The sequence below is a fragment of the Dyella sp. SG562 genome (genome assembly GCF_011759495.1).
Taxonomy (GTDB): domain Bacteria; phylum Pseudomonadota; class Gammaproteobacteria; order Xanthomonadales; family Rhodanobacteraceae; genus Dyella_D; species Dyella_D marensis.
This window is the reverse complement of the sequence record NZ_JAAOYS010000003.1, coordinates 210666-229941: the sequence shown is the minus strand read 5'-3', so window position 1 is coordinate 229941 and position 19276 is coordinate 210666. Positions and strand designations below refer to the sequence as shown.

At 66.7% G+C, this 19276-nt stretch carries 22 protein-coding genes; 11 read left to right on the top strand and 11 right to left on the bottom strand.

Going from position 1 to position 19276, the window contains the following annotated elements; genetic code table 11:
- Positions 1-10: 10 nt before the first annotated feature.
- Positions 11-1195, bottom strand: coding sequence for a YncE family protein (locus tag FHW84_RS07995; RefSeq protein WP_167254194.1), 1185 nt, complete (start codon positions 1193-1195; stop codon positions 11-13).
- 51 nt (positions 1196-1246) lie between these two features.
- Positions 1247-2065: a creatininase family protein gene (locus FHW84_RS07990; RefSeq protein WP_167254192.1), complete on the bottom strand. Its 819-nt coding sequence runs from the start codon at positions 2063-2065 to the stop codon at positions 1247-1249.
- A gap of 188 nt (positions 2066-2253) precedes the next feature.
- Here FHW84_RS07990 and FHW84_RS07985 point away from each other — a divergent pair, with 188 nt between their 5' ends.
- The gene (locus FHW84_RS07985) at positions 2254-2718 is read left to right on the top strand and encodes an SRPBCC family protein (RefSeq protein WP_167254190.1); all 465 of its coding nucleotides are present in this window, start codon (positions 2254-2256) and stop codon (positions 2716-2718) included.
- Positions 2702-3049, top strand: a complete 348-nt coding sequence (locus FHW84_RS07980) for a metalloregulator ArsR/SmtB family transcription factor (protein ID WP_167254188.1) — start codon at positions 2702-2704, stop codon at positions 3047-3049. The genes FHW84_RS07985 and FHW84_RS07980 overlap by 17 nt, the downstream gene beginning before the upstream one ends.
- A gap of 67 nt (positions 3050-3116) precedes the next feature.
- Here the strand turns inward: FHW84_RS07980 and FHW84_RS07975 are convergent, their stop codons facing one another.
- On the bottom strand, positions 3117-4457 hold the full coding sequence (locus FHW84_RS07975) for a hypothetical protein (RefSeq protein ID WP_167254186.1): 1341 nt from the start codon (positions 4455-4457) through the stop codon (positions 3117-3119).
- Between the two features lie 368 nt (positions 4458-4825).
- On the opposite strand from FHW84_RS07975, the gene FHW84_RS07970 reads away from it, so the two are divergent.
- Complete coding sequence (locus FHW84_RS07970; protein WP_243867991.1) at positions 4826-5326, top strand: hypothetical protein; 501 nt, start codon at positions 4826-4828, stop codon at positions 5324-5326.
- 187 nt (positions 5327-5513) lie between these two features.
- Here the strand turns inward: FHW84_RS07970 and FHW84_RS07965 are convergent, their stop codons facing one another.
- From FHW84_RS07965 to FHW84_RS07955, 3 genes are read right to left on the bottom strand one after another with little or no spacing between them, the layout of a single operon-like run.
- Positions 5514-6800 (bottom strand): MFS transporter, encoded by a 1287-nt coding sequence (locus FHW84_RS07965; RefSeq protein ID WP_167254184.1) that lies wholly within the window; start codon positions 6798-6800, stop codon positions 5514-5516.
- Between the two features lie 46 nt (positions 6801-6846).
- Positions 6847-7404: an isochorismatase family protein gene (locus tag FHW84_RS07960; protein WP_167254182.1), complete on the bottom strand. Its 558-nt coding sequence runs from the start codon at positions 7402-7404 to the stop codon at positions 6847-6849.
- A 60-nt stretch (positions 7405-7464) separates the two neighbouring features.
- Complete coding sequence (locus FHW84_RS07955; RefSeq protein WP_167254180.1) at positions 7465-7932, bottom strand: MarR family transcriptional regulator; 468 nt, start codon at positions 7930-7932, stop codon at positions 7465-7467.
- A 268-nt stretch (positions 7933-8200) separates the two neighbouring features.
- Here FHW84_RS07955 and FHW84_RS07950 point away from each other — a divergent pair, with 268 nt between their 5' ends.
- Both FHW84_RS07950 and FHW84_RS07945 read left to right on the top strand, forming a co-directional pair.
- Positions 8201-8860 carry a glutathione S-transferase family protein gene (locus tag FHW84_RS07950; RefSeq protein WP_167254178.1) on the top strand — a complete coding sequence of 220 codons (660 nt, stop codon included), beginning with the start codon at positions 8201-8203 and terminating at the stop codon, positions 8858-8860.
- A gap of 27 nt (positions 8861-8887) precedes the next feature.
- The gene (locus FHW84_RS07945; RefSeq protein WP_167254176.1) at positions 8888-9592 is read left to right on the top strand and encodes a DUF899 family protein; all 705 of its coding nucleotides are present in this window, start codon (positions 8888-8890) and stop codon (positions 9590-9592) included.
- 62 nt (positions 9593-9654) lie between these two features.
- Here the strand turns inward: FHW84_RS07945 and FHW84_RS07940 are convergent, their stop codons facing one another.
- Both FHW84_RS07940 and FHW84_RS07935 read right to left on the bottom strand, forming a co-directional pair.
- Positions 9655-12579, bottom strand: coding sequence for a TonB-dependent receptor (locus FHW84_RS07940; RefSeq protein WP_167254175.1), 2925 nt, complete (start codon positions 12577-12579; stop codon positions 9655-9657).
- Between the two features lie 233 nt (positions 12580-12812).
- Positions 12813-13349: a cysteine hydrolase family protein gene (locus FHW84_RS07935; RefSeq protein ID WP_167254174.1), complete on the bottom strand. Its 537-nt coding sequence runs from the start codon at positions 13347-13349 to the stop codon at positions 12813-12815.
- A gap of 136 nt (positions 13350-13485) precedes the next feature.
- Between FHW84_RS07935 and FHW84_RS07930 the strand changes: the two genes are divergently transcribed.
- From FHW84_RS07930 to FHW84_RS07905, 6 genes are all read left to right on the top strand, one after another.
- Positions 13486-14076 carry a DUF1579 domain-containing protein gene (locus FHW84_RS07930; protein WP_167254173.1) on the top strand — a complete coding sequence of 197 codons (591 nt, stop codon included), beginning with the start codon at positions 13486-13488 and terminating at the stop codon, positions 14074-14076.
- A gap of 131 nt (positions 14077-14207) precedes the next feature.
- The gene (locus tag FHW84_RS07925; RefSeq protein WP_167254172.1) at positions 14208-15437 is read left to right on the top strand and encodes a DUF4331 family protein; all 1230 of its coding nucleotides are present in this window, start codon (positions 14208-14210) and stop codon (positions 15435-15437) included.
- Positions 15437-16033 (top strand): HupE/UreJ family protein, encoded by a 597-nt coding sequence (locus tag FHW84_RS07920; RefSeq protein WP_167254171.1) that lies wholly within the window; start codon positions 15437-15439, stop codon positions 16031-16033. The genes FHW84_RS07925 and FHW84_RS07920 overlap by 1 nt, the downstream gene beginning before the upstream one ends.
- A gap of 101 nt (positions 16034-16134) precedes the next feature.
- On the top strand, positions 16135-16515 hold the full coding sequence (locus FHW84_RS07915) for a hypothetical protein (RefSeq protein WP_167254170.1): 381 nt from the start codon (positions 16135-16137) through the stop codon (positions 16513-16515).
- Positions 16512-17333: a DUF4198 domain-containing protein gene (locus FHW84_RS07910; protein WP_208399699.1), complete on the top strand. Its 822-nt coding sequence runs from the start codon at positions 16512-16514 to the stop codon at positions 17331-17333. The genes FHW84_RS07915 and FHW84_RS07910 overlap by 4 nt, the downstream gene beginning before the upstream one ends.
- A 37-nt stretch (positions 17334-17370) precedes the next feature.
- Positions 17371-18195: an AraC family transcriptional regulator gene (locus tag FHW84_RS07905; protein ID WP_167254168.1), complete on the top strand. Its 825-nt coding sequence runs from the start codon at positions 17371-17373 to the stop codon at positions 18193-18195.
- A 60-nt stretch (positions 18196-18255) separates the two neighbouring features.
- Here the strand turns inward: FHW84_RS07905 and FHW84_RS07900 are convergent, their stop codons facing one another.
- The 3 genes from FHW84_RS07900 to FHW84_RS07890 form a co-directional block, all read right to left on the bottom strand.
- Entirely contained in the window at positions 18256-18405 is a 150-nt protein-coding gene (locus FHW84_RS07900; protein ID WP_167254166.1) for a hypothetical protein, read from the bottom strand.
- A 93-nt stretch (positions 18406-18498) separates the two neighbouring features.
- Positions 18499-18861, bottom strand: a complete 363-nt coding sequence (locus FHW84_RS07895) for a hypothetical protein (RefSeq protein ID WP_167254163.1) — start codon at positions 18859-18861, stop codon at positions 18499-18501.
- A 58-nt stretch (positions 18862-18919) separates the two neighbouring features.
- Positions 18920-19258 (bottom strand): helix-turn-helix domain-containing protein, encoded by a 339-nt coding sequence (locus tag FHW84_RS07890; protein WP_343203577.1) that lies wholly within the window; start codon positions 19256-19258, stop codon positions 18920-18922.
- Between the last annotated feature and the right edge of the window lie 18 nt (positions 19259-19276).

Below are 19276 nucleotides of genomic sequence, written 5' to 3'. Positions count from 1 at the left end.
CAAGCGCAACTCAGCGCATGATGCCCGTATGCCCCAGCGAATAGCGGCCCGGCTGCGGCCACACCGCCAGGCCGTGCGGCTCGGCGCCGACCTTGATCTTGCGCACCGCGCCGGTGCTGGTGTCGAAGGCATAGACCAGGTCGTCGTAGCGGCCCGACAGCCACAGCGTCTTGCCGTCGGCGCTCACGTTGCCCATGTCGGGGCTGCCGCCGCCGGGGATCGGCCAGTTGGCCACCACCTGGCGCGTGGCGAAATCGATCACCGACACACTGCCCTTGTTGACGCCCTTCTTGTTGCCGCGGCGCTCGCCGTGCACGTGGTTGGAACCGCGGTTGGCGACGTACAGCTTGCTGCCGTCGCGGCTGGGATACAGGCCGTGCGTGCCGATGCCGGTCTTGACGAAGCCGATCTTGGTGAAGCTGTCGCCGTCCACCAGGTACACGCCGTCGGCCATCATGTCGGCCACGTAGAACACCTTGCCGTCGGGCGAGACGCGGATGTCCTGCGGCATGCCCTTGGCATTCAGGTCGAGATAGCCCAGCACCTTGCGGTTGACCATGTCGATCTTGACCAGCTTGCCGCCGAATTCGCAGGTAAAGATGGCGTAGCGGCCGTCGATGGAGAAATCGGCGTGGTTGATGCCCTTGCACTCCGGCGCCTCGAGCTTGCTGCGCAGCTGCATGGTGTGCGCATCGCGGAAGTCCAGGCGCGCGTGCGCTTCGGCCACCACGATGGCCTCCTTGCCGTCGGGGGTGAAGTACATGTTGTACGGATCGTCCACTTCGATCGCCTTGCCGGCCTTGCCGGTCTTCGGGTCGATCGGGGTGAGGCTGCCGTCGTTGCGGCCCTCGGCGTTATTGGTGACCCACAGCGTCTGCAGGTCCCATGCCGGCACCACATGCTGCGGGCTGCGGCCCACCGGCAGGGTGTCGATCACCTTGTAAGTGGCCGGGTCGATCACCGACACCGTATCGGAGCGCAGGTTGGGCACGTAGATGCGCTGCAGCGCGCCCTTCACCGCCGGGCTGAAATTGCCGGCGCGCGCTTCGGTGTACATGTTGGCCGGATTGATCACCGCGGGCATGCCCGCTACGGTCTGCACCGGCGCCGCCGGCGCGGCGAAGGAAAGGCCAAGACCGGCCAGCGCGCCTGCAACGATGGCAAGCCGCGGCGCGCAAAGGGAACGAGACTTCATGGGGGAGTTCCGTATTGTTCTTCGAGGGAGAGGGAAAGCCCGGCCGTGCGATCAGCGGCCGGCCGTGGCCTGGCGGATCGCTTCCACGGTCCGCGCAACGATAGCATCGACGCCAGCCTGGCCGAGCGCCGCGCTGGAACGGCGCGGGTCGCCGCCGAACACGCCGTCGGCCGCGCCGAGCCTGGGACCGCGCTTCAACGCATCCATGCGCACCATCTCGGGCGCCACGGCCAGTTGCAGCGAGGTGTCGGCGAGGCCGGCGTGGGTGCCGATCTCGTCGTCGCGATAGCCCTGCTGGCGCAGCATCGCGGCGAAGCCGTCGGAGCTGGCCTGGTAATAAGCGGCTGGCACGAAGGCATGCACCGGCTTCCCTGCCCAGGCCTTGTCGAGCTGCGCGACCACCCGTTTCAGATCGTTCTGATAACCGCCGTGGTCGCCGAGAAACACCACGTTGCGGAAACCGTGCGCCGCGAAACTCTGTGCCGCGGAAACCAGGCTGGCTTCGAACGCCGCATCCGGCACGGTGATGGTGCCCGGGAATTTCATATGCCCTTGCGGCGGCGAGATCGCACCTTCCGGCACATAGGCCACCACCGGCGCCACCAGCGCGTCGCCGAGACGCTCGGCAATGCGGCGCGCCAGAAAAAGCGCACGTGCGTTGTGCTTGCCCAGTGCAACGCCCGGCCCGCTCTGCTCGGTGCCGCCGATGGGAATGATGATGGTGGTCTTGCCGGCCTGCTGCGCGGCGCGCAGTTCGGTCCAGGTGAGGTCTTCGAGCATCACGCTGCGCGGCGTCTGGGCGGATGCGCACTGCGCGGCGGCGAACAACAGCAGGATGGCGGCGAAAGCGCGCCGGAGCGGATAAGTCATGCGGGGATTCGTGCAGCGGTTACGACGGCGCGACACGTTAGCACCATGGCCGCGGCGGAACATGACTGGGAGCGGGCAAAAAGCGGCCTCGACGACAGGCAACCGATAGGTTGCATTTCGCGACCGGGATCCCTAACATGCAACCATAAAGTTGCATTTGATCTTCCCAACCCGCACCGGAGGACCGCATGAATATCCCCTCGACCGACCGCATCGAACGCCAGGTCCAGCTCAAGGCCCCGCGCTCGCGCGTATGGCAGGCGCTCGCCGACGCCGAATCCTTCGGCGCCTGGTTCGGCGTGAAACTCCAGGGCCAGCGCTTCGTCGCCGGCGAGTACACGCGCGGCAACCTCACCTATCCCGGCTACGAAGACCTCGTGCTGGAAGCGCTGATCGAGCGCATCGAGCCGGAGCGCTATTTCTCCTTCCGCTGGCACCCCTATGCCGTCGACCGCGAGCACGACTACGCGGACGAACCCACCACGCTGGTCGAGTTCATGCTGGAAGACCACGCTGGCGGCACCTTGCTGCGCGTGGTCGAATCGGGCTTCGACCAGATCCCGGTCGCGCGCCGCCACGAGGCCTACCGCATGAACAGCGGGGGCTGGGAAGAACAGATGCACAACATCCGCCGCTATGTCGACACGCAGTAAACCGATCGCCGCACCCGCGCTGCAGCGTGCCGCGCCCATTTTCGCCGCGCTCGGCGACGCCACCCGCCTGCGCCTGGTCGCCCTGCTCTGCGCCGGCGGCGCCATGTCGATCGCCCAGCTCACCGTAGGCACCGAGATCAGCCGGCAAGCCGTCACCAAGCACCTGCAGGTGCTGGCGGATGCAGGGCTGGTGCGCGATGCGAAGCTGGGGCGCGAGCGGCGCTGGGAACTGGAGCCGTCGCGCCTGGACGAAGCGCGGCGTTCGCTGGATGCGATCGCGGCGCAGTGGGATGCGGCGCTGCTGCGGCTGAAGGATTTCGTCGAGAACTGAAACCGGCGCAGGTTGGGGTTCGCCACAGGCTCACCCCAACCTGCGCCGGGACGATATCAAGGCTTCATCAGTGGACTTCGTCCAGACCCGGATCGCGGGTCACCTTGAAGATCTTGGTCGGCTGCGGCACCGCATTGAGCTGCAGGCGCGGCCCCGGACGGTTGGTGCAGGCATTGCCGCCGCTGACGAACACGCCGCCCTGGTTGCACTTCCAGTCATAGAAGTTCTGCAGGCCACCGGCCAGCTGCAGGCTGTAGTCGGTGCTCAGCGCCTTGCCCGGATCGAACGGCCAGCCGGCCGGCTCGTTCTGGAACCAGCGCATCCATTCCTTCGAACCCACCGGTGGCGGATTGGACTGGAAGGTCGGATTCATCGGCGACACCGCCGGCGCTTCGGCCGTCATGTGGCAGCTCATGCAGGCACTGACCGGATTGTCCACCGGACCGTTGAGGCGGCCATTCCAGCCCAGGTGGGTCGGCGGCAGCTCCTTGGTGTTGGCGTTGATCGCGGTCTCGCGCAGGTTGGGGTTGATCCTGGTCTGCGTCGGCTGCGGGTTGCTGTAGGTGTTGCCGTTGTCCTGCGGATCGTTGCCCCACATGATGCCCACCGGCACCAGGTTGTCCCAGCCGGGCTTGCCGGTGACGGCGCCGTTGTACTGGAAGGTGCCGAACAGCCAGCCCGTACCCGGCACGCGCGTATCGCGCACGGCGAAGTCCATCTGGATCAGCGCGACCTTGCGCATCACGCGGTTGGAGGACTTGAACGCGTCGGTGATGTACGCATCCCACTGCACCGGATTCTGCAGGAACGGCACTTCCGACAGCACCACGTCGGCGAACAGCGCTTTGCACACCACGGTGCCATTGGGGAAGCTGTTGGGCTTGGACGTGTAGCGCGGATCGGGATTCTGCGGATCCTTCCAGACCTGGCCGAAGGTGTAGGCGCCGAGGTCGTTGTAGATGCCCACCGCGTAGGTCTGGCCCGAGGTCTTCTGGCTCGCGGCCAGCTGCTGCGGCTGGATCTGCGCTTCCTTGGTCAGGCCATGGACGCCTTCGCGGCCGTCCGGGCCGTAGTGCTGCCACGGCGCGTGGTACCACTTGCGCACCGGGTTCTTCTGCACCACCCAGTCGGTTTCCACGTTGCCTTCCAGGCAGTATTTCTTCACCGCGTCCACGTACGGCCGCCAGGTCTCGAAGTTGTTGCTGAACTGCTTCGGCAGCAGGCTGAAGAACGCCGGCGGCGTCGAATTCGGCATCTGCTTCGGATAATCCTGGCTCAGCTGGAACAACGGACCGCTGTACAGCTTGGACGGCGGCTGGTAGCCGAAATCCGGAAACGTCCCCGCATTCGCCGCTCCAGCGACGAAGCTGAGCGCGGCCAGCGCCGCCAATACCCCTGATCGATTCATGCGCATTGCATCTGCTCCCTGTTGGATAGATGAACCCCCTGGGCGCGGACCTTGCGTCCGCGCCTGCGTCTGTCCGGAATGCGGCTGGCCCCGGACCGGCCTCATGCCGATCGCTTGCCGGCGACCTGCGTCGCCAGGAACCTGGGCTGGGAGATGTCTTGGTGTTGCCCCCTGATGCGCCCCCCTGGCGCGGCGGCGGTAAGGTCGCGCCAGGGCCGTGCAGACGATGTGACGGTACGCAGTCTCTCCAGAGAGCGGGCATTGCGTTGAAAGCCTGCCCGGACGTCCCAGCATCTGCGAGCGGACGGCGCTAGCCTTGGGGCGCTCGTGCAGTGCGTAACCACCACATCCATGAAAGGGGAAAGGCCATGACCCAGTCCGATCTACATCACGCCAATCCACATCGCTTCGCGCGCCGGCTGTTCCGGCGCGCGCTGCTCGTCCTGTTCGCGCTGGCCCTGGCGCCGCTGGCGGCCCAAGCTGCGCCGCAATCGCCTGGCTCGCAGTCGTCGGGGTTGGGCCAGGCCTGGCCCAATGCACCCGACGTCAGCGCCAGTCCGCACTGGCACGTGTACGTGTTCGAGCGCGACGGCGTGCGCTTCGTCCAGGTCAACGACCTCAACGGCCGCGTGATGGGCGCCTTCGCCACCGCCGGCGGCCAGTTCCTGGTGCTGCCGATGGGCAGCGGCGCCAGCCTGAGCGTGGCCCCGGCCGGCAGCGCCGTGCCGGCCGGCGGCGAGCTGGTCTACAACGACGGCACCGTGCAGCTCACCGCCGCTCCGGCGGCGGACGGCTCGCACAACCTGCGCGCCTTCGACCTGCCCTGCACCGACCCGGTGGAGTGCAGCACGCATATCGCACCGCAATAAGCGAACCGCGGAGGCGGCCGTTTTCACGGCCGCCTCACGCCCGGGTCGGCATATCTCCCGCGCCCGGCCGGGAAGCCGGACCAACCTCGTAGCTCGCGCCTCTCCACCCCTGTAGGCGCTGTTTCCCGCGTCCGCCGACACACCCGGCGGACGCGGCTTTTTTTTGGGGGCCGCGCTTTTTCGGGAACTAGGCTTTTTCCGCCGCCGCGCGGCTGGCCTCGGTGGCCAGCGACACGCTGAAGCGCAGGCGCCCGCCCTCGACGAACATGCGCAGCTGGCGATAGCGCACCAGGTAACGCAGGCCGACCGCGACCGCCGCCAACCCCGACAACGCGCCCAACCCCAGCGACCAGCGCGGCCCCAGCGTGTCGGCCACCCAGCCCACCAGCGGGGCGCCGATCGGCGTGCCGCCCAGGGCGATGGCGAATTGAATGGCGATTACCCGCCCGCGCATGGCTGGCGCGGTCGACAGCTGCACCAGGCTGTTGGTCGAGGTGGTGTAGGTCTGCGCGGCCATGCCCACCAGCATCAGCATCACGCCGAACCACAGATAGGTCGGCATCACCGAAGCCAGCACGCAGCCCACGCCGAAGCACAGCGCCGCGCCGATCAGATAACCCAGCCGCGGCCGCGCCTGCTGCGCGGCGAACAAGGCGCCGGCGACGGAGCCCGCAGCCATCAGCGAAGTGAGCAAACCGTACTGGTCCGCTTCGCCGTGGAACACCTTCACCACCATCGCCGCGATAAAGATCGGAAAGTTCAGGCCGAAGGTGCCGATCAGGAACAGCATCAGCAGCACCGCGCGCAGATCGTGCCGCCCCCACACATAGCGGAAGCCTTCCAGCAGGCCGCCGCGGCTGCGCTGCGCATGCAGCCGCGGATGCAGTTCCGCCGTGCGCAGCAGGCCCAGCGAAGCCAGCACCGCCACGTACGACAAGGCATTGAGCAGGAACACCCAGCCCGCGCTCATCGAGGCCAGCAGCGCGCCGGCCACCGCGGGGCCGATCATGCGCGCCGCATTGAACGAGGTGGAATTGAGCGCCACCGCATTGGAGAGATCGTCCTCGCCGGCCAGTTCCGACACGAAGGTCTGCCGCGCCGGCGCATCGAACGCCGCCACCGCGCCGAGCAGGCCGGCGAACACGTACACGTGCCACAGCCGCACCCATCCGGCCAGCGTGAGCAGGCCCAGGCCCAGCGCCAGCGCGCCCATCAGCGCCTGCGTGACCAGCAGCAGCTTGCGGCGGTCCAGATGGTCGGCCGCATAGCCGGTCAAGGGCAGCAGCAGCAACTGCGGGCCGAACTGCAAGGCCATCACGATGCCTACCGCGGTGGCGTTCTTGTGGGTCAGCTCGGTCAGCACCAGCCAGTCCTGCGCGGTGCGCTGCATCCAGGTGCCAACGTTGGAAACCAGGCCGCCGGCCGACCACACGCGGTAGTTGTAGCTGCGCAGCGAGCGGAACGCGCCTAGCACCGGCGCGCTCCCGTTCGTGCGGATGCGGGTGCGGATGCGGCTGCGCTCATGCGCGCGCGTCGAGGCGCTCGACGATCTCGCGCGTGCTGCCGGTTTCGCCCAGGCGCGGGAAGATGCGCGCGACGCTGTTGTCGTGCGCTTCGGCGCGGGTGTCGGTCATGGCGTCGATCGCCAGCGTTACGTTGAAGCCGCTTTCGAAGGCCTGGCGCGCGGTGGATTCCACGCCGATGCTGGTGGACACGCCGCCGATCACCACCTGGGTGACGCCGTGCCCGCGCAAGTAGCTGCCCAGGTCGGTGCCGGCGAACGCCCCCCAGGTCTGCTTGCTCACGCGGTGATCGCTGGCCTGCACACCCAGCTCCGGCACCAGCTCGGCCCAGTCCGCCGGACGCTCGCCGCCCGCGCGCTGCTCGACGCGGCCCGGCGCGCCGCCGGTGACATTCACCAGCACCACCGGCAAGCGGTGCCGGCGGAATGCATCGGCCAGCTCGCGCGCGTGCCTGAGCACGGCGTCGACGGGATGCGCGGTGGGATAGGCGACGATGCCCTTCTGCAGGTCGATCAGGATCAGTGCGGTGTTCGCGTCGATCGCGGTGATGCTCATGGGGAAACTCCGTGACGTGCGGGGAACACGCGCCGCGCGGGCGCGCGGGGGAGGAAACGGTCAGGCTACGCGCGGCTCCGTCGACGCATCGAGCAGGCGGCGCAGCAGCGGCATCACGGCGGCAAGCTGCGTCTGCTCGCCCTGGTCGAGCTGCTCGCGCAGCAGGCGGTCGAGCCAGTCCTCGCGCGCCGCGCGGCTGGCGCGTACCAGCTCGTGGCAGGCGGGCGTGAGGGTCCACAGCGTCTGCCTGCCGTCGGCCGGATCCGGCGCGCCGGACACCAGGTCCAGCGCTTCCAGCGAGGCGACGGTGGCGCCCATCGACTGCGGCCGCACGCCCTCGGCATGCGCCAGCGCGGTGACCGTGGCCGCGCCATGGCGTTCGAGCTGGATCAGCACCGAGGTCTGCGCGGAGGTCAGCTGATCCGTGCGGCCCTGCTTGCGCAGGCGCCGGGCGAGCTGGCCGAACACCATGCGCATTTCCACGGCGAGAGCGTGGGTGGCGTCGGGCCTGGGGGCTGGGGTGGGCATGGGGCGGCATCGTAATGGCTGCGAAGGAAAACTGCAAAGTCTTCCTTCGCATATACCTGTGAAGCCGTCATTCCGGCGCAGGCCGGAATCCAGTAGCGGTAGCGCCCGGTTGTCGCGCGAAACCAAGAGCATCGCGTGGGGCGCCCTCACTTGACCTGACGTGATCGCTACTGGATTCCGGCCCGCGCCGGAATGACGAGTAAAGGATGTCGATTCGCCAACGGCCCGTTCGTCGCCTTCATGTCCCCTCGAACCGACCGGAGTTCCCATGGCCCTGCAGCTCTACGCCCACCCGTTTTCCTCCTACAGCCAGAAGGTATTGGTCGCGCTGTACGAGAACGGCACGCCGTTCGAATGGCGCGAGCTGTCGCCCGAGCATCCGGAAGCGATTGGGCAGTGGCTGGAGATGTGGCCGGTCAAGCGCTTCCCCGTGCTCGTCGACGGCGGCCGCATGGTGGCGGAGGCCAGCACCATCATCGAATACCTGGGCCTGCACCATCCCGGCCCGGTGCGCCTGTTGCCGGAGGACCCGCGCGAAGCGCTGGAAGTGCGCGCGATGGACCGCTTCTTCGACAACTACATTTCCACGCCGCAGCAGAAAGTGGTGTTCGACGCGATCCGCCCGCAAGGCACGCAGGACACGCATGGCGTGGCGCAGGCACGCGAGATGCTCGACGCCGCTTACGGCTGGCTCGACCGCACCATGGCAGGCCGCACCTGGGCCGCGGGCGAGCGCTTCACGCTGGCCGACTGCGGCGCGGGGCCGTTCCTGTTCTATGCCGACTGGACCCATCCGATCGACCCGGCCTTCGCCAACGTCATCGCCTACCGCAAGCGGCTGCTCGCGCGCCCCTCGTTTGCGCGCGCGGTGGACGAAGCGCGCCCCTATCGCCCGCTGTTCCCGCTTGGCGCGCCGGACCGCGACTGACATCCCCACCCGCAGGAGGACGACAAGATGAGTGCAACTCCCCTGGTTCCCGCCACCGAACTGGCCGCGCGTTCCGGCGTCGCCATTCCCGGCGAAAGCGCGGAATACCGCAAGGCGCGCACGGCGCTATTGGCCGAAGAGATCGAGCTGCGCCGGCATATCGAACGCGTGGCCGCGCAGCGCCGCGCGCTGCCGCCCGGCCCCACCATCGACGGCAACTACCGCTTCGAAGGCGAGCGCGGCCCCGCCGACTTCGCCGACCTGTTCGGCGACAAGCAGACCCTGCTGGTCTACAGCTACATGTTCGGCGCAAAACGCGAACGGCCCTGCCCCATGTGCACCTCGCTGCTCGGCGCGTGGGATGGCGAGGCGCGCGATATCCAGCAGCGCGTGGCGCTGGCCGTGATAGCCGGCGCGCCGATCGGGCGCCTGCTCGCCTTCAAGCAGGAGCGCGGCTGGCGCGACCTGCCGCTGTATACCGACCTCAATGGCGACTACACCCGCGACTTCCGCGGCATCGCGCCGGATGGCAGCGACATGCCTTCGCTCAACGTATTCACGCGGCGCGACGGCACGATCCGGCATTTCTGGAGCGAGGAAATGAGCATGGCCACCGCCGACCCGGGCCAGGACCCGCGCGGCGCGCCGGATCCGATGCCGATCTGGACTTTGCTGGATATGACGCCGGAGGGGCGCGGGAAGGATTGGTATCCACGGTTGCAGTACGACTGATGTACTGAAAAGAAAACGCCCGGCGGATGCCGGGCGTTTCTTGTGTCGAAATAGCTGGTGGCTTAGAGCTTGTAGTTCAGGCCAAACATCACCGTGCGGCCCCAGGTGTTGTAGTCCAGCGGGCGTCCCAGCTCCATGCCGTTGGGCAAGCCGGCCACCTGCATGGTCTTCTCCGGCGAGTTGGTGAGGTTGTTCACCTGCAGCAGCAGCGACAGGCCGCCCCAGCGGCTGGTCTGGTCGAACTCGTAACCGACCTGCAAGTCGGTCTGTTTGTCCGCCAGCACGGTGACGTAGCTGAGCTGATCGAACTTCGGCGAACTCTCGCCGGTGAACGACGAGCGATAGCGCTCGGCGATGCGCACCGACCAGCCGTATTTCTCGTAGTAGAGCGCCAGGTTGGCAACCTTGCGCGAAAGGCCCGGCAGGGTCTTCGGGCCGCCCGGCACAGCGGATACCGAACTCACGGGGATCGAGCTGTTGGTCAGCGAGAAGTTCGCCTGCATGCCGAAGCCGTCGAGGGCGTTCGAGATCAGGCCGCCTTCGAAGGCCCCGGACAGCTCCAAGCCTTGCATGCGGCCGCCAGTGCCGTTTTCGGGACGCGTGAACAGACCAAAATCGCTCGTCGGCGTCAGAGTGGGAGTGTCGTTCTGGTATCCCGATTGCGGGAAATTGATGGCTACCGTCTTGTTGTAGATGTAATTGAGCAGGTTCTTGTTGAAGACCGCGACAGCAACGTAGCTGGACTTGCCGAAATATTTCTCCCACGACAAGTCAGTACCCACAGCGATATACGGCCGCAACTGCGGGTTGCCGCCACTGCCCGACCACAGGTTCTGTCCAGCCTGCGGCCCCGTATCCACATGCGACACGCTGGCTGACGAGGCTACCTTCTCGTCGTCGATGCGCCCGCGCGCCATTGTCTTGGCCAGACCGAAGCGTAAGTACTGTCCGTCTGCAATCTGGGCAACCAGATTCAGGCTAGGCAGAAACTTGTTGTACTTCGCGCCGCCGGAAAGCCTGCCGACCAGGTCATTGCCATTGGTCTGCAGCGCTGTTGAAGACTGGTCCGTGCGGACGAATTGGACGCCCATGTTGCCGCGCAGCGGCACATCGCCCAGATGCGTATCGATATTGAACTTGGCATAGGCAACCGGCACCTTTTCCGTGATCGAGTAGTTGCGGTTCCAGTCCGCAAGTCCATTACTCGGCACAAGATAGAACTGGCTACCCAACGCATCCAGTACGTTGTAATTCAGCACTCCGGGAATACCGCCGTAACCGAGCGAAGTCGGACCGCGCAGGAAAGCGGAGCCGACGGGTGCGCTGAAGTTCTTGTCGTAGGGACCATGCGCCGCATCATCGCCGTTGCCATTGAGATAGGCGAAATACACATCGGCCTGCTTGGTCTTCTTACGCTCCGAGTAAGCCGCGCCGACATCAACCGTGCTGAATATCCAACCGACTGGATGCGATACTTGAAAACGCGCTGCCTTGATCGTGTCTTTCTGCTTGTCGAACTCTTCGCGTCCGTTGTAGCCGTACCTATACGGATCGGTGAATACGACGCGCGCGGGATCCCGTAAATCCACGCCAGGGCTGAAATCCGGATAGTCGTAGCCCGTAGGCGTGCGGAAGGCGATGCTCGTGGTGGGATCGCCCTCCAGTCCGCTGAAGAGATAGGCGTCGCGCAGGCGCTTCTTGGCCATCGAATACGACAGGTCGCCGGTGAGTACCCAGCCGTTGCCGAAATCGTATTGATGATTCCAGCCGGTCGAGAACAACTTGTCCTTTTCCTTGACGTATTCGTTCTGCAGGACCGGCACTACATTGCCCATGACGCCGGAAGTGACAATCGGATACGGCACGCCGGGCGTGATGCCAACATTGCTATAGACCGGCGGACCCCAGTTTTCGTAGGGGCTGTTCGACCATTGCGCACCGTTCTTGTAAGTGCGCTCGTTGAATGTCGAGTAATAGAGATCGAGTGTAGTGTGGTAGTGCTCGCCCGGAGCCCACTCCAGCACCGTCATCAAGCCGTTGCGCAACTGATTCTCCGATTGCGCACGCAACTGCATGCCTTCCTGCGACAGCACACTATTGGGCAATCCCGGCGTGTGCGTGTTGTTGAATCCAGGCTCGATGCCATCCGGCCCGTTGTCCACACTCCACCACCACGCCTGATACTGCTTCTCCTGAATCGGCGAATCCAGCTGCGCAAAGCCAACCGCCACGCCCAGCGTGTGATCGAAGAACTGGTCGATATACGACACGCTCGCGCGATGCCCCATATCGCCCACGCCGGAGCCGGGATTGAGGTTGCCGTTGGTGTTGTGCTCGCCGCGCAGATTGATGGCGATGGCACGCTTGGGCAGGTCCAGCGGCTTGATCGTATGCAGATCCACCGTACCGGACAGCCCCTGCCCGACCAGGCTGGCATCCGGCGTCTTGTAGACCGCGGCGCCGCTGATCAGCTCAGAGGGATATTGGTCATATTCGACGCCGCGATTCTCGCCGATGGTGGCCTGCTCGCGCCCGTTGAGCGTGGTACCGGCGAAATCCGGCGAAAGGCCGCGGATCGAAATCATGTTCGCGCGGCCGTCCACACGCTGCGTCGCCAGGCCCGACAAACGCGCCAGGCTTTCCGCGATGCTCGCATCCGGCAGCTTGCCGATGTCCTCGGCCGAGATCGCCTCGATGATGCTGTCCGAATTCTGCTTCGCGCGGATCGAACTCTCGATGCTGCCGCGAATGCCGGTGACCACCACTTCCTGCAGGTTGCTGACCTGCCCCGGGGCCGGCTTCTTGTTGGCATCCTGGGCCTGGCTGGCGGGTGCCTGCTGTGGCTGCGTGGTGTCCGCCGGCTTGGCGGTTGTCTGCGCGTCCTGTGCACTGGCAATACCCGATGCCAGCAAAGCGGCGATACATGCCGCAGCGAGCGGCTTGCGTGCAATGACCAGCCGCGAACGCGGCGCGAGGCCCTGACTCATGACTCCATTCCTCCCTCTTTTATTGGGTGCCCCCCATGGCACCGGCAGGCATACGCGCCAATGGAGCAAGTCATCGCGAGATGCCCGCTCTTCGGATGGCGCGTGCCCGGATTCGCCGCGGAGAATGAGCGAGCGTCAGCGCCGCGTCATTCCGCGGCGCAACAACTTACTGAGGGAAGGTTCAGCAGCGTGAAAACGACGGGTAGAACGCGTAAGGAAAAATCAGACTGGTCCTACGCAAACGGCACGGCCTCCGCGGGCACGACCTCCATCCGCGTGCCATACGTCTGCAGTCTCGCCAGCACCCAGTTGTGATGCGCCGTGATCCGTTCCGCCGGCAGCACCTCGTTGTTCACCGTCGAGTGCGCATCGCCCGCCAAAGTCACGTGATATCCCAGCGCCAGCGCATGCCGCACCGTGGTGTCGATGCAGAAATCGCTCTGCAGCCCGCAGATGGCCAGATGATCGATGCCGCGCTGCTGCAGCAGCTGGCCCAATTCGGTTTCGTAGAACGAATCCGGCGTCAGCTTGCGCACGCGCGGGTCGCCAGGCCGCGCTTGCAGGCCGTCGACCAGTTGCCAACCGGAGGTGTCGTGCACCAGGTCGCCTTCGCCCTCTTCGTGCTGGATCAGCACCACCGGCACGCCGGCCGCCCGGGCGCGATCGATCAGCCCGTTCACCCGCTGCAGCACGCGGTCGATATCGTGCGCGGCCCATTCGCCGCTGCACAGGCCTTGCTGCATATCGATCACGAGTAGGGCGGAAGTCATGGCGAAGGGGGCGTGAGACGGGACGAGGATCATAGCCTTCGGCGAAGTGGTCCGGCGAAGGCTGGCCAAGTGGCTATTTCCGCTCCGCCGCAGGCCACGCATGGTGGCGCCACCCCAACTCAAGCCGAGGTGATGCATGCGCGAGATCGACACGCACCGCCGCCAGCTCCTGCAATGGACCCTGGCCAGCCTGCCCGCCCTGCCCGCCGTGCTCGTCGCCCTTGGCGGCCTGGGCATGGCCCCGCCCGTGGCGGCAGCCGCTTCCGGCGCGCATGACTTCGATTTCTTCCTCGGCAACTGGCGCGTGCACCACCGCCGCCTGCGCAAGCGCCTGGCCGGCAGCCGGGATTGGGACGAGTTCGAAGGCAGCTCCCGCTGCCAGGCCCTGCTCGGCGGGCTGGTCAATGTCAACGAGAGCGAATCGCACCGCGGCGGCCAGACTTACAACGGCTTAGGCATCCGCGCCTACGACGCCGCCAGCGGGCTATGGGCCGACTGGTATCTGGACGGCGGCAAGCCGACCTCGATCGAAGCCGCCGGCTCCGGGCGCTTCGCGGGCGGCGTCGGCACCTTCCTCGCCGACGAAACCTTCGAGGGCAAGCCGGTCAAGGTGCGCGGCATCTTTAGGCCGATCACCGCCGATACCTGCCAATGGGAGCAGGCCTTCTCGCCGGATGAAGGCCGCAGCTGGGAAACCAACTGGATCATGCGCTACACGCGCGTCTGAGCTTCGATCCTCATTCGCCTGACACCGCCGGCCCGCCAGGGTGCCGGCCGGCGGCTTGCTAAAGATTTTGATAGCCCGGTTTTGCCCCCTCGGGCCTACTGCTCGTGCCTCATCCACACGAGTAGAAACCCATGAATCGCACAGCTGCAACGCGGCTGCAGGCGCTGGCCTGCCTCGCCCTGAGCCTGGGCCTTGGCCATGCCGCCCAAGCCTCTGACCATCTCGACACCCCCTCGGTGATCGGCGACCCGCGCGCCGATATCGGCGACCTCTATGCCTGGACCGCGCCCGATGGCAAGCACCTGAACCTGGTGATGGACATCGTCGGGCATACGTTCTCGGACAAGCTCGACTACGTCTTCCATATCGACAGCGGCAAGCGCTTCGGCCACAGCACGGCGAGCACCGCCTTGCGCTGCCGTTTCAGCTCGGGCACCGATGTCACCTGCACCGCGGGCGATGCCGACAAGGCGCAGGGCAACCCTGGCGACAGCAAGGGACTGGTCAGCGAACACGGCAGCTTCCGCGTCTTCGCCGGCCCGCGCGACGATCCCTTCTTCAACAACGTCAAGGGCACGCGCGCCGCCTATGACAAGGCGCACGCCGCGCTCGAAGCCGGCGCCAAGGTGGACGCCGCGGGCTGCCCGGCCTTCGATGCGCCCACCGTGCGCGCGGTGGCCGACGAGTGGCGCCACACCCAGGGCGGCCCGGCCAAGAACCTGCTCGCCGGCTGGACCACCTCGGCCATCGTCATCTCGATCGACCTGGGCACGGTGAACAAGGGAGGGCCGCTGCTTGCGGTATGGGCCGCCACCCAGGGGCCAACGCGGCAGATCGATCGCGCCGGCCGCCCGCTCACCGGCAATGCCCTGCTCGGCACGCTCGCCCCGGAGGAGATCAGCGACGCGTTCAAGGAGACCTACAACATGGCGACGCCCGCGGACGGCGCGAAGTTCGTCGACGAGATCGCCAGCAATCTGGGGCTGTACGACGGCTTCGACGGCAAGTGCGGCAACCAGTGGCTGGCCGACGGCAAGGCCGCGCCGGCACGCCGCTACCACGCGCTTGCCGCGCTGCTCGCCGACGATCGCCTGTGGGTGAACAGCGCTTCGGCCACCTGCACGCAGTTCTTCGCGGTGGAACGCGCGGCGCTGGGCGGCAATCGCGAATTGGCGAAGGACTGCGGCGGGCGCGCGCCGAACTACAGCGCCTCCAACGTATGGCGTTCGATGCTGGTCGACGGCACGCCGGACAGCGTCAGCGATGGCTTGACGCGCGATGAGCGCGCGCATTCGGACAGCGTCTTTCCGTTCCTCGCGGCGCCCGATGCGCAGGCCGCTGCCACCGGGGCGTATCAGTGATGGCTACGCCATCCATCCGTGGGCGTAGCGCTTTTCTCGGCGGCTGCGTCCTCTCGCTCCCCGCGTATGCGCATACGGGCACGGGCCTGGCCGGCGGCTTTCTCGCCGGCTTCGCCCATCCGCTGTCCGGCGCGGATCATCTGCTGGCGATGGTCTCGGTCGGCTTGTGGGGCGCGTTTCTCGGCCGCCCGCTGGTGCATCTGCTGCCGGTGGTGTTCCCCGCCATGATGGTGGGCGGGGCGATGCTTGGCATGTTCGGTGCGCCGTTACCGTCGGTGGAGAGCGGCATCGCGCTGTCGGTGCTGGTGCTGGGCCTGTGCATTGCGCTGGCATGGCGTGCACCGGCGTGGGCGGCGGTCGCGGTGGTGGCGTTGTTCGCGTTGTTCCATGGCTATGCGCATGGCCGCGAGTTGCCGGCGGCCGCCGACCCGGTGGGCTACAGCAGCGGTTTCGTGCTGGCGACGGGCTTGCTGCACGTGGCGGGGATTGCGCTGGGCCTGCTGTGTGCGCAACCGGTTGGCAAACTGGTAGCGCGAGGCATGGGTGCGTCGATTGGCGTCGCCGGCCTGTGCTTTCTGCTGAAGGCCGTGTCATGAGGGGCGGCGTGCCGGCGGCCATGTTGCTGTGCGCCGCCTTCGGCGTGGCTTTGGCGTTTGCGCCGCGGCGCGTGTGGTTGGCATGCCTTGGGTTGGTGGCGATGGCGGCGACCATGGGTTTTGCGTTGAAGCCGCCGGCAGCAGCCGTTGATGCGGTGTTTCTATGCGGTTGGCTCAGCACGGTAGCTTGTGCCGCGATGGTGCATCTGCGTGACGGGGTTCCTGCGCGGCTCGCCCTGCTGCTGGCGGCCGATGCCGGAATGTGGAGCGGCGCCATGATCGCTTTCGAAGGCCGCTGGTTCCACCTGCCTGTCGCCTGGCTATGCACGCTGGCGCTGGTTCCCGCCGCGCTGGCGGTGCACTGGCGCGTGCCGATCGCCGCCAAAGTGGTGTCGAGCTGGCTGATCGCCATCGCCGTGCTTGCCGCCGCCCTGCCCTATCTGCCCGTGACGCCGGGCTATCTGCCGGATCATCTCGAATGAGCATGCGCAGCTGGATCGCTACTGCATTGTTCGCGCTCGCCGCATGGCCGGTTTGCGCGCACGACTTCTGGCTGCAACCGTCGCCGTATTGGCTCGCGCCCCAAAGTGCGGTGCAGTTGACGTTGCAAGTGGGCCACGGCCCCTATCGGCAGCGCTCGCCGATTCCTGTGCGGCGCATTGCACGCTTCGAAGACCTGGCGCCGGATGGAGCCATCGGCGATCTGCGCCCCCGCTTGCATCTTGGCGCCGCCGAAGCGGATGCCGATGCGCCGCTGGCCGTGCCCGGCACGCATCTGCTGGTGCTGGAAACCGACAACGGCGCGATGACTTCCTTGCCGGCCATCCGTTTCAACGACTACCTGCGGGCGGAGGGCCTGACACCGGCCCTGGTCGAACGCGAACGAACGCATCGTATGGACCGCGACGGCGCCGAACGCTATCGGCGCCATGCCAAGGCCTTGGTGCAGGTTGGCGCGCCGGGCGCGGGTGGCTCCGACGCCGTCACCCGCCCGCTCGGCCTGGCCTTGGAAATCGTCCCCGAGCGCAACCCCTACGCGCTGCCCCACCACGACGAACTCCCCGTCAAAGTCCTCTATCTCGGCCACCCGCTGCCCGGCGCCCTGGTCAAGCTGACCCGTCTGGAACACGACGAAAGCCCTGTGGAAACCCATCGCACCGACGCCGCCGGCCGCGCCGTCTTCACCGTACCGGCGCACGGCAGCTGGCTGCTCAACGTCATCTGGACCCGCCCGCTGCCCGCCAGCGACGACGTGGACTTCGAAACCTCGTTTTCGAGCCTGGCGTTCGGCTTCCCCTGAACCACTTCGGCACCCCAATCAGGCTATCCTGCGCCTCATGTCCGCCTTCCACGTCGACCGCTGGCTGAGCACCGACACCGTCGCCTTGCGCAACGTGCGCTGCGACGGCGCCTGCCGGCATCGCAGCGCGGAGGAATGCGCCGCTTCGACCAACCTGGTGTTTCCGTATCGCGGCATCTATGTGCGCCATGTCGGCAGCGACCAGTCCGTGGCCGACGCCAACCACATGCTGTTCTTCAATGCGGGCGAGGCTTATCAGGTCAGCCATCCGGTGAATGGCGGCGACGCCTGTCTCTCGGTGGAAATCCCCGATGCCATGCTGGAAGAACTGGCACCGCGTGCGCTGCTGCGCCAGGGCGGCGACAAGGTCGGCTTCAACCGCCAATCGCAACCGATCGACCCGCGCGCGCAAGCGCTGGTTGCCCTGCTGCGCCACAACCTCGAAGGCGACAGCATCGAGCCGCTCGAAGCCGAAGCGCTGCTGCTCACCTTGATCGGCCGCAGCCTGGGTCCGCGCAGTACGCGCGAGCCGGCCGCCACGCATGCGCGGCGCCGGCTCGCGGATCGCGTAAAGGTGCTGCTCGCCAGCGATCTGTCGCGGCGCTGGACCCTGGCCGATATCGGCAGCGAAATCGGCTGCTCGCCGGTCTATCTCACCCAGGTATTCCGCCAGGTGGAAGGCGTGCCGCTGTATCGCTACCACCTGCATCTGCGCCTGGCGCGCGCGCTCGACCTGGTGCCGCGCAGCGAAGATCTCTCCGCGCTCGCCGCGGATCTGGGCTTCTCCAGCCACAGCCATTTCGCCAATGCCTTCCGCCAGGCCTACGGCCGCTCGCCGAGCGCGTTCAAGCAATCGACCTGAGTGTTTCGCCGACGAAAAGGGCCGCCTTTGCGGCGGCCCGGCTTGCGGTTTCGCTGCGGCTCAACGGCCGGAAGCGGCCGAAGCATGCGCTTCCCGCAACTTCTCCGCGCATTCCTCGCAGCACACTTCGACGGTCTTGCCGCCGATCTTCACCTGGATCGCGTTGGCATCCAGTTCGCAGTCGCAGGCGGCACAGGTTTTCTCAGACATGGCCTTGGGCTCGTTGATGGCACCCGACGTCCGGGTGAGCTCATTGGGCCATCCGGGAGGGCTTGCCGCTGTCAGATTATTTAGCGATCGCACTCAGTCGACGCACCAGCGCGGTTGCGCCTGGCCATGCAGCACTTCGCTCCAGCAGCCGAACAACTGGTTGTCCCGCTGGCAGGTTGCGGTCCGTGGAGTGCTCTTGTCCGCCACGAATTCCGTGATCAGGCATCGCCCCTGGCAATCCGCCTCGTCGTTGCAAGGCTTGCCGCCATCGGCGAACGGCACCACGCACGCCGGCATGCCCAGCATGCCGACGCCTTGCACAGAGCCACCCTTGCCGCGGCATGCCGCCTCGTCGATATGCGCGCGAGCTACCGCACGATCGTGTTCGAGCTGACGTTCGGACCCTCCGTCGCGAACGCCGCCGCAACCGGCAAGCGCCAGCGCCACGCCGAACATGAGCCAGTTGCGAAACCATACGTCCCCCATGCAGATCCGCGCTCCGCGGAGCGGACGATCAAACGCCCCTGGCCTTGCCGCCTTTCCGTTTCGCCGCCTTCATCCGATCCATCAGCTGCTGCTGATACGCCCCCATCACCGCCGGCACCAAGCCGGGAAAGCGCTGGTTGATCTCCCCGCAGCGCGTGGTGTTGCGCATCTCCACGCCCTGCCGTTCGCTGCGGATCAGGCCAGCTTCGCGCAAGGCACGGAAATGCTGGGAGAGCGTAGACTTCGGAATCTCGCGGTCGTCCAGCTGCAGGAAGGCCGAGCAGCTCGTGCCCTTCTCCGAAGCGGCGAGCCCGGCATAAATGGCCACCCGTACCGGGTCGGCCAAGGCGTGGAGGATGCCTTCCACGGTGACGTCTTCGATCGA

Excerpts from the sequence above, each read along its gene's own strand:
- FHW84_RS07995 (WP_167254194.1), bottom strand. The coding sequence starts at position 1,195 with ATGAAGTCTCGTTCCCTTTGCGCGCCGCGGCTTGCCATCGTTGCAGGC.
- FHW84_RS07990 (WP_167254192.1), bottom strand. The coding sequence starts at position 2,065 with ATGACTTATCCGCTCCGGCGCGCTTTCGCCGCCATCCTGCTGTTGTTC.
- FHW84_RS07985 (WP_167254190.1), top strand. The coding sequence starts at position 2,254 with ATGAATATCCCCTCGACCGACCGCATCGAACGCCAGGTCCAGCTCAAG.
- FHW84_RS07980 (WP_167254188.1), top strand. The coding sequence starts at position 2,702 with ATGTCGACACGCAGTAAACCGATCGCCGCACCCGCGCTGCAGCGTGCC.
- FHW84_RS07975 (WP_167254186.1), bottom strand. The coding sequence starts at position 4,457 with ATGAATCGATCAGGGGTATTGGCGGCGCTGGCCGCGCTCAGCTTCGTC.
- FHW84_RS07970 (WP_243867991.1), top strand. The coding sequence starts at position 4,826 with ATGACCCAGTCCGATCTACATCACGCCAATCCACATCGCTTCGCGCGC.
- FHW84_RS07960 (WP_167254182.1), bottom strand. The coding sequence starts at position 7,404 with ATGAGCATCACCGCGATCGACGCGAACACCGCACTGATCCTGATCGAC.
- FHW84_RS07955 (WP_167254180.1), bottom strand. The coding sequence starts at position 7,932 with ATGCCCACCCCAGCCCCCAGGCCCGACGCCACCCACGCTCTCGCCGTG.
- FHW84_RS07950 (WP_167254178.1), top strand. The coding sequence starts at position 8,201 with ATGGCCCTGCAGCTCTACGCCCACCCGTTTTCCTCCTACAGCCAGAAG.
- FHW84_RS07945 (WP_167254176.1), top strand. The coding sequence starts at position 8,888 with ATGAGTGCAACTCCCCTGGTTCCCGCCACCGAACTGGCCGCGCGTTCC.
- FHW84_RS07940 (WP_167254175.1), bottom strand. The coding sequence starts at position 12,579 with ATGAGTCAGGGCCTCGCGCCGCGTTCGCGGCTGGTCATTGCACGCAAG.
- FHW84_RS07935 (WP_167254174.1), bottom strand. The coding sequence starts at position 13,349 with ATGACTTCCGCCCTACTCGTGATCGATATGCAGCAAGGCCTGTGCAGC.
- FHW84_RS07930 (WP_167254173.1), top strand. The coding sequence starts at position 13,486 with ATGCGCGAGATCGACACGCACCGCCGCCAGCTCCTGCAATGGACCCTG.
- FHW84_RS07925 (WP_167254172.1), top strand. The coding sequence starts at position 14,208 with ATGAATCGCACAGCTGCAACGCGGCTGCAGGCGCTGGCCTGCCTCGCC.
- FHW84_RS07920 (WP_167254171.1), top strand. The coding sequence starts at position 15,437 with ATGGCTACGCCATCCATCCGTGGGCGTAGCGCTTTTCTCGGCGGCTGC.
- FHW84_RS07915 (WP_167254170.1), top strand. The coding sequence starts at position 16,135 with ATGGCGGCGACCATGGGTTTTGCGTTGAAGCCGCCGGCAGCAGCCGTT.
- FHW84_RS07910 (WP_208399699.1), top strand. The coding sequence starts at position 16,512 with ATGAGCATGCGCAGCTGGATCGCTACTGCATTGTTCGCGCTCGCCGCA.
- FHW84_RS07905 (WP_167254168.1), top strand. The coding sequence starts at position 17,371 with ATGTCCGCCTTCCACGTCGACCGCTGGCTGAGCACCGACACCGTCGCC.
- FHW84_RS07900 (WP_167254166.1), bottom strand. The coding sequence starts at position 18,405 with ATGTCTGAGAAAACCTGTGCCGCCTGCGACTGCGAACTGGATGCCAAC.
- FHW84_RS07895 (WP_167254163.1), bottom strand. The coding sequence starts at position 18,861 with ATGTTCGGCGTGGCGCTGGCGCTTGCCGGTTGCGGCGGCGTTCGCGAC.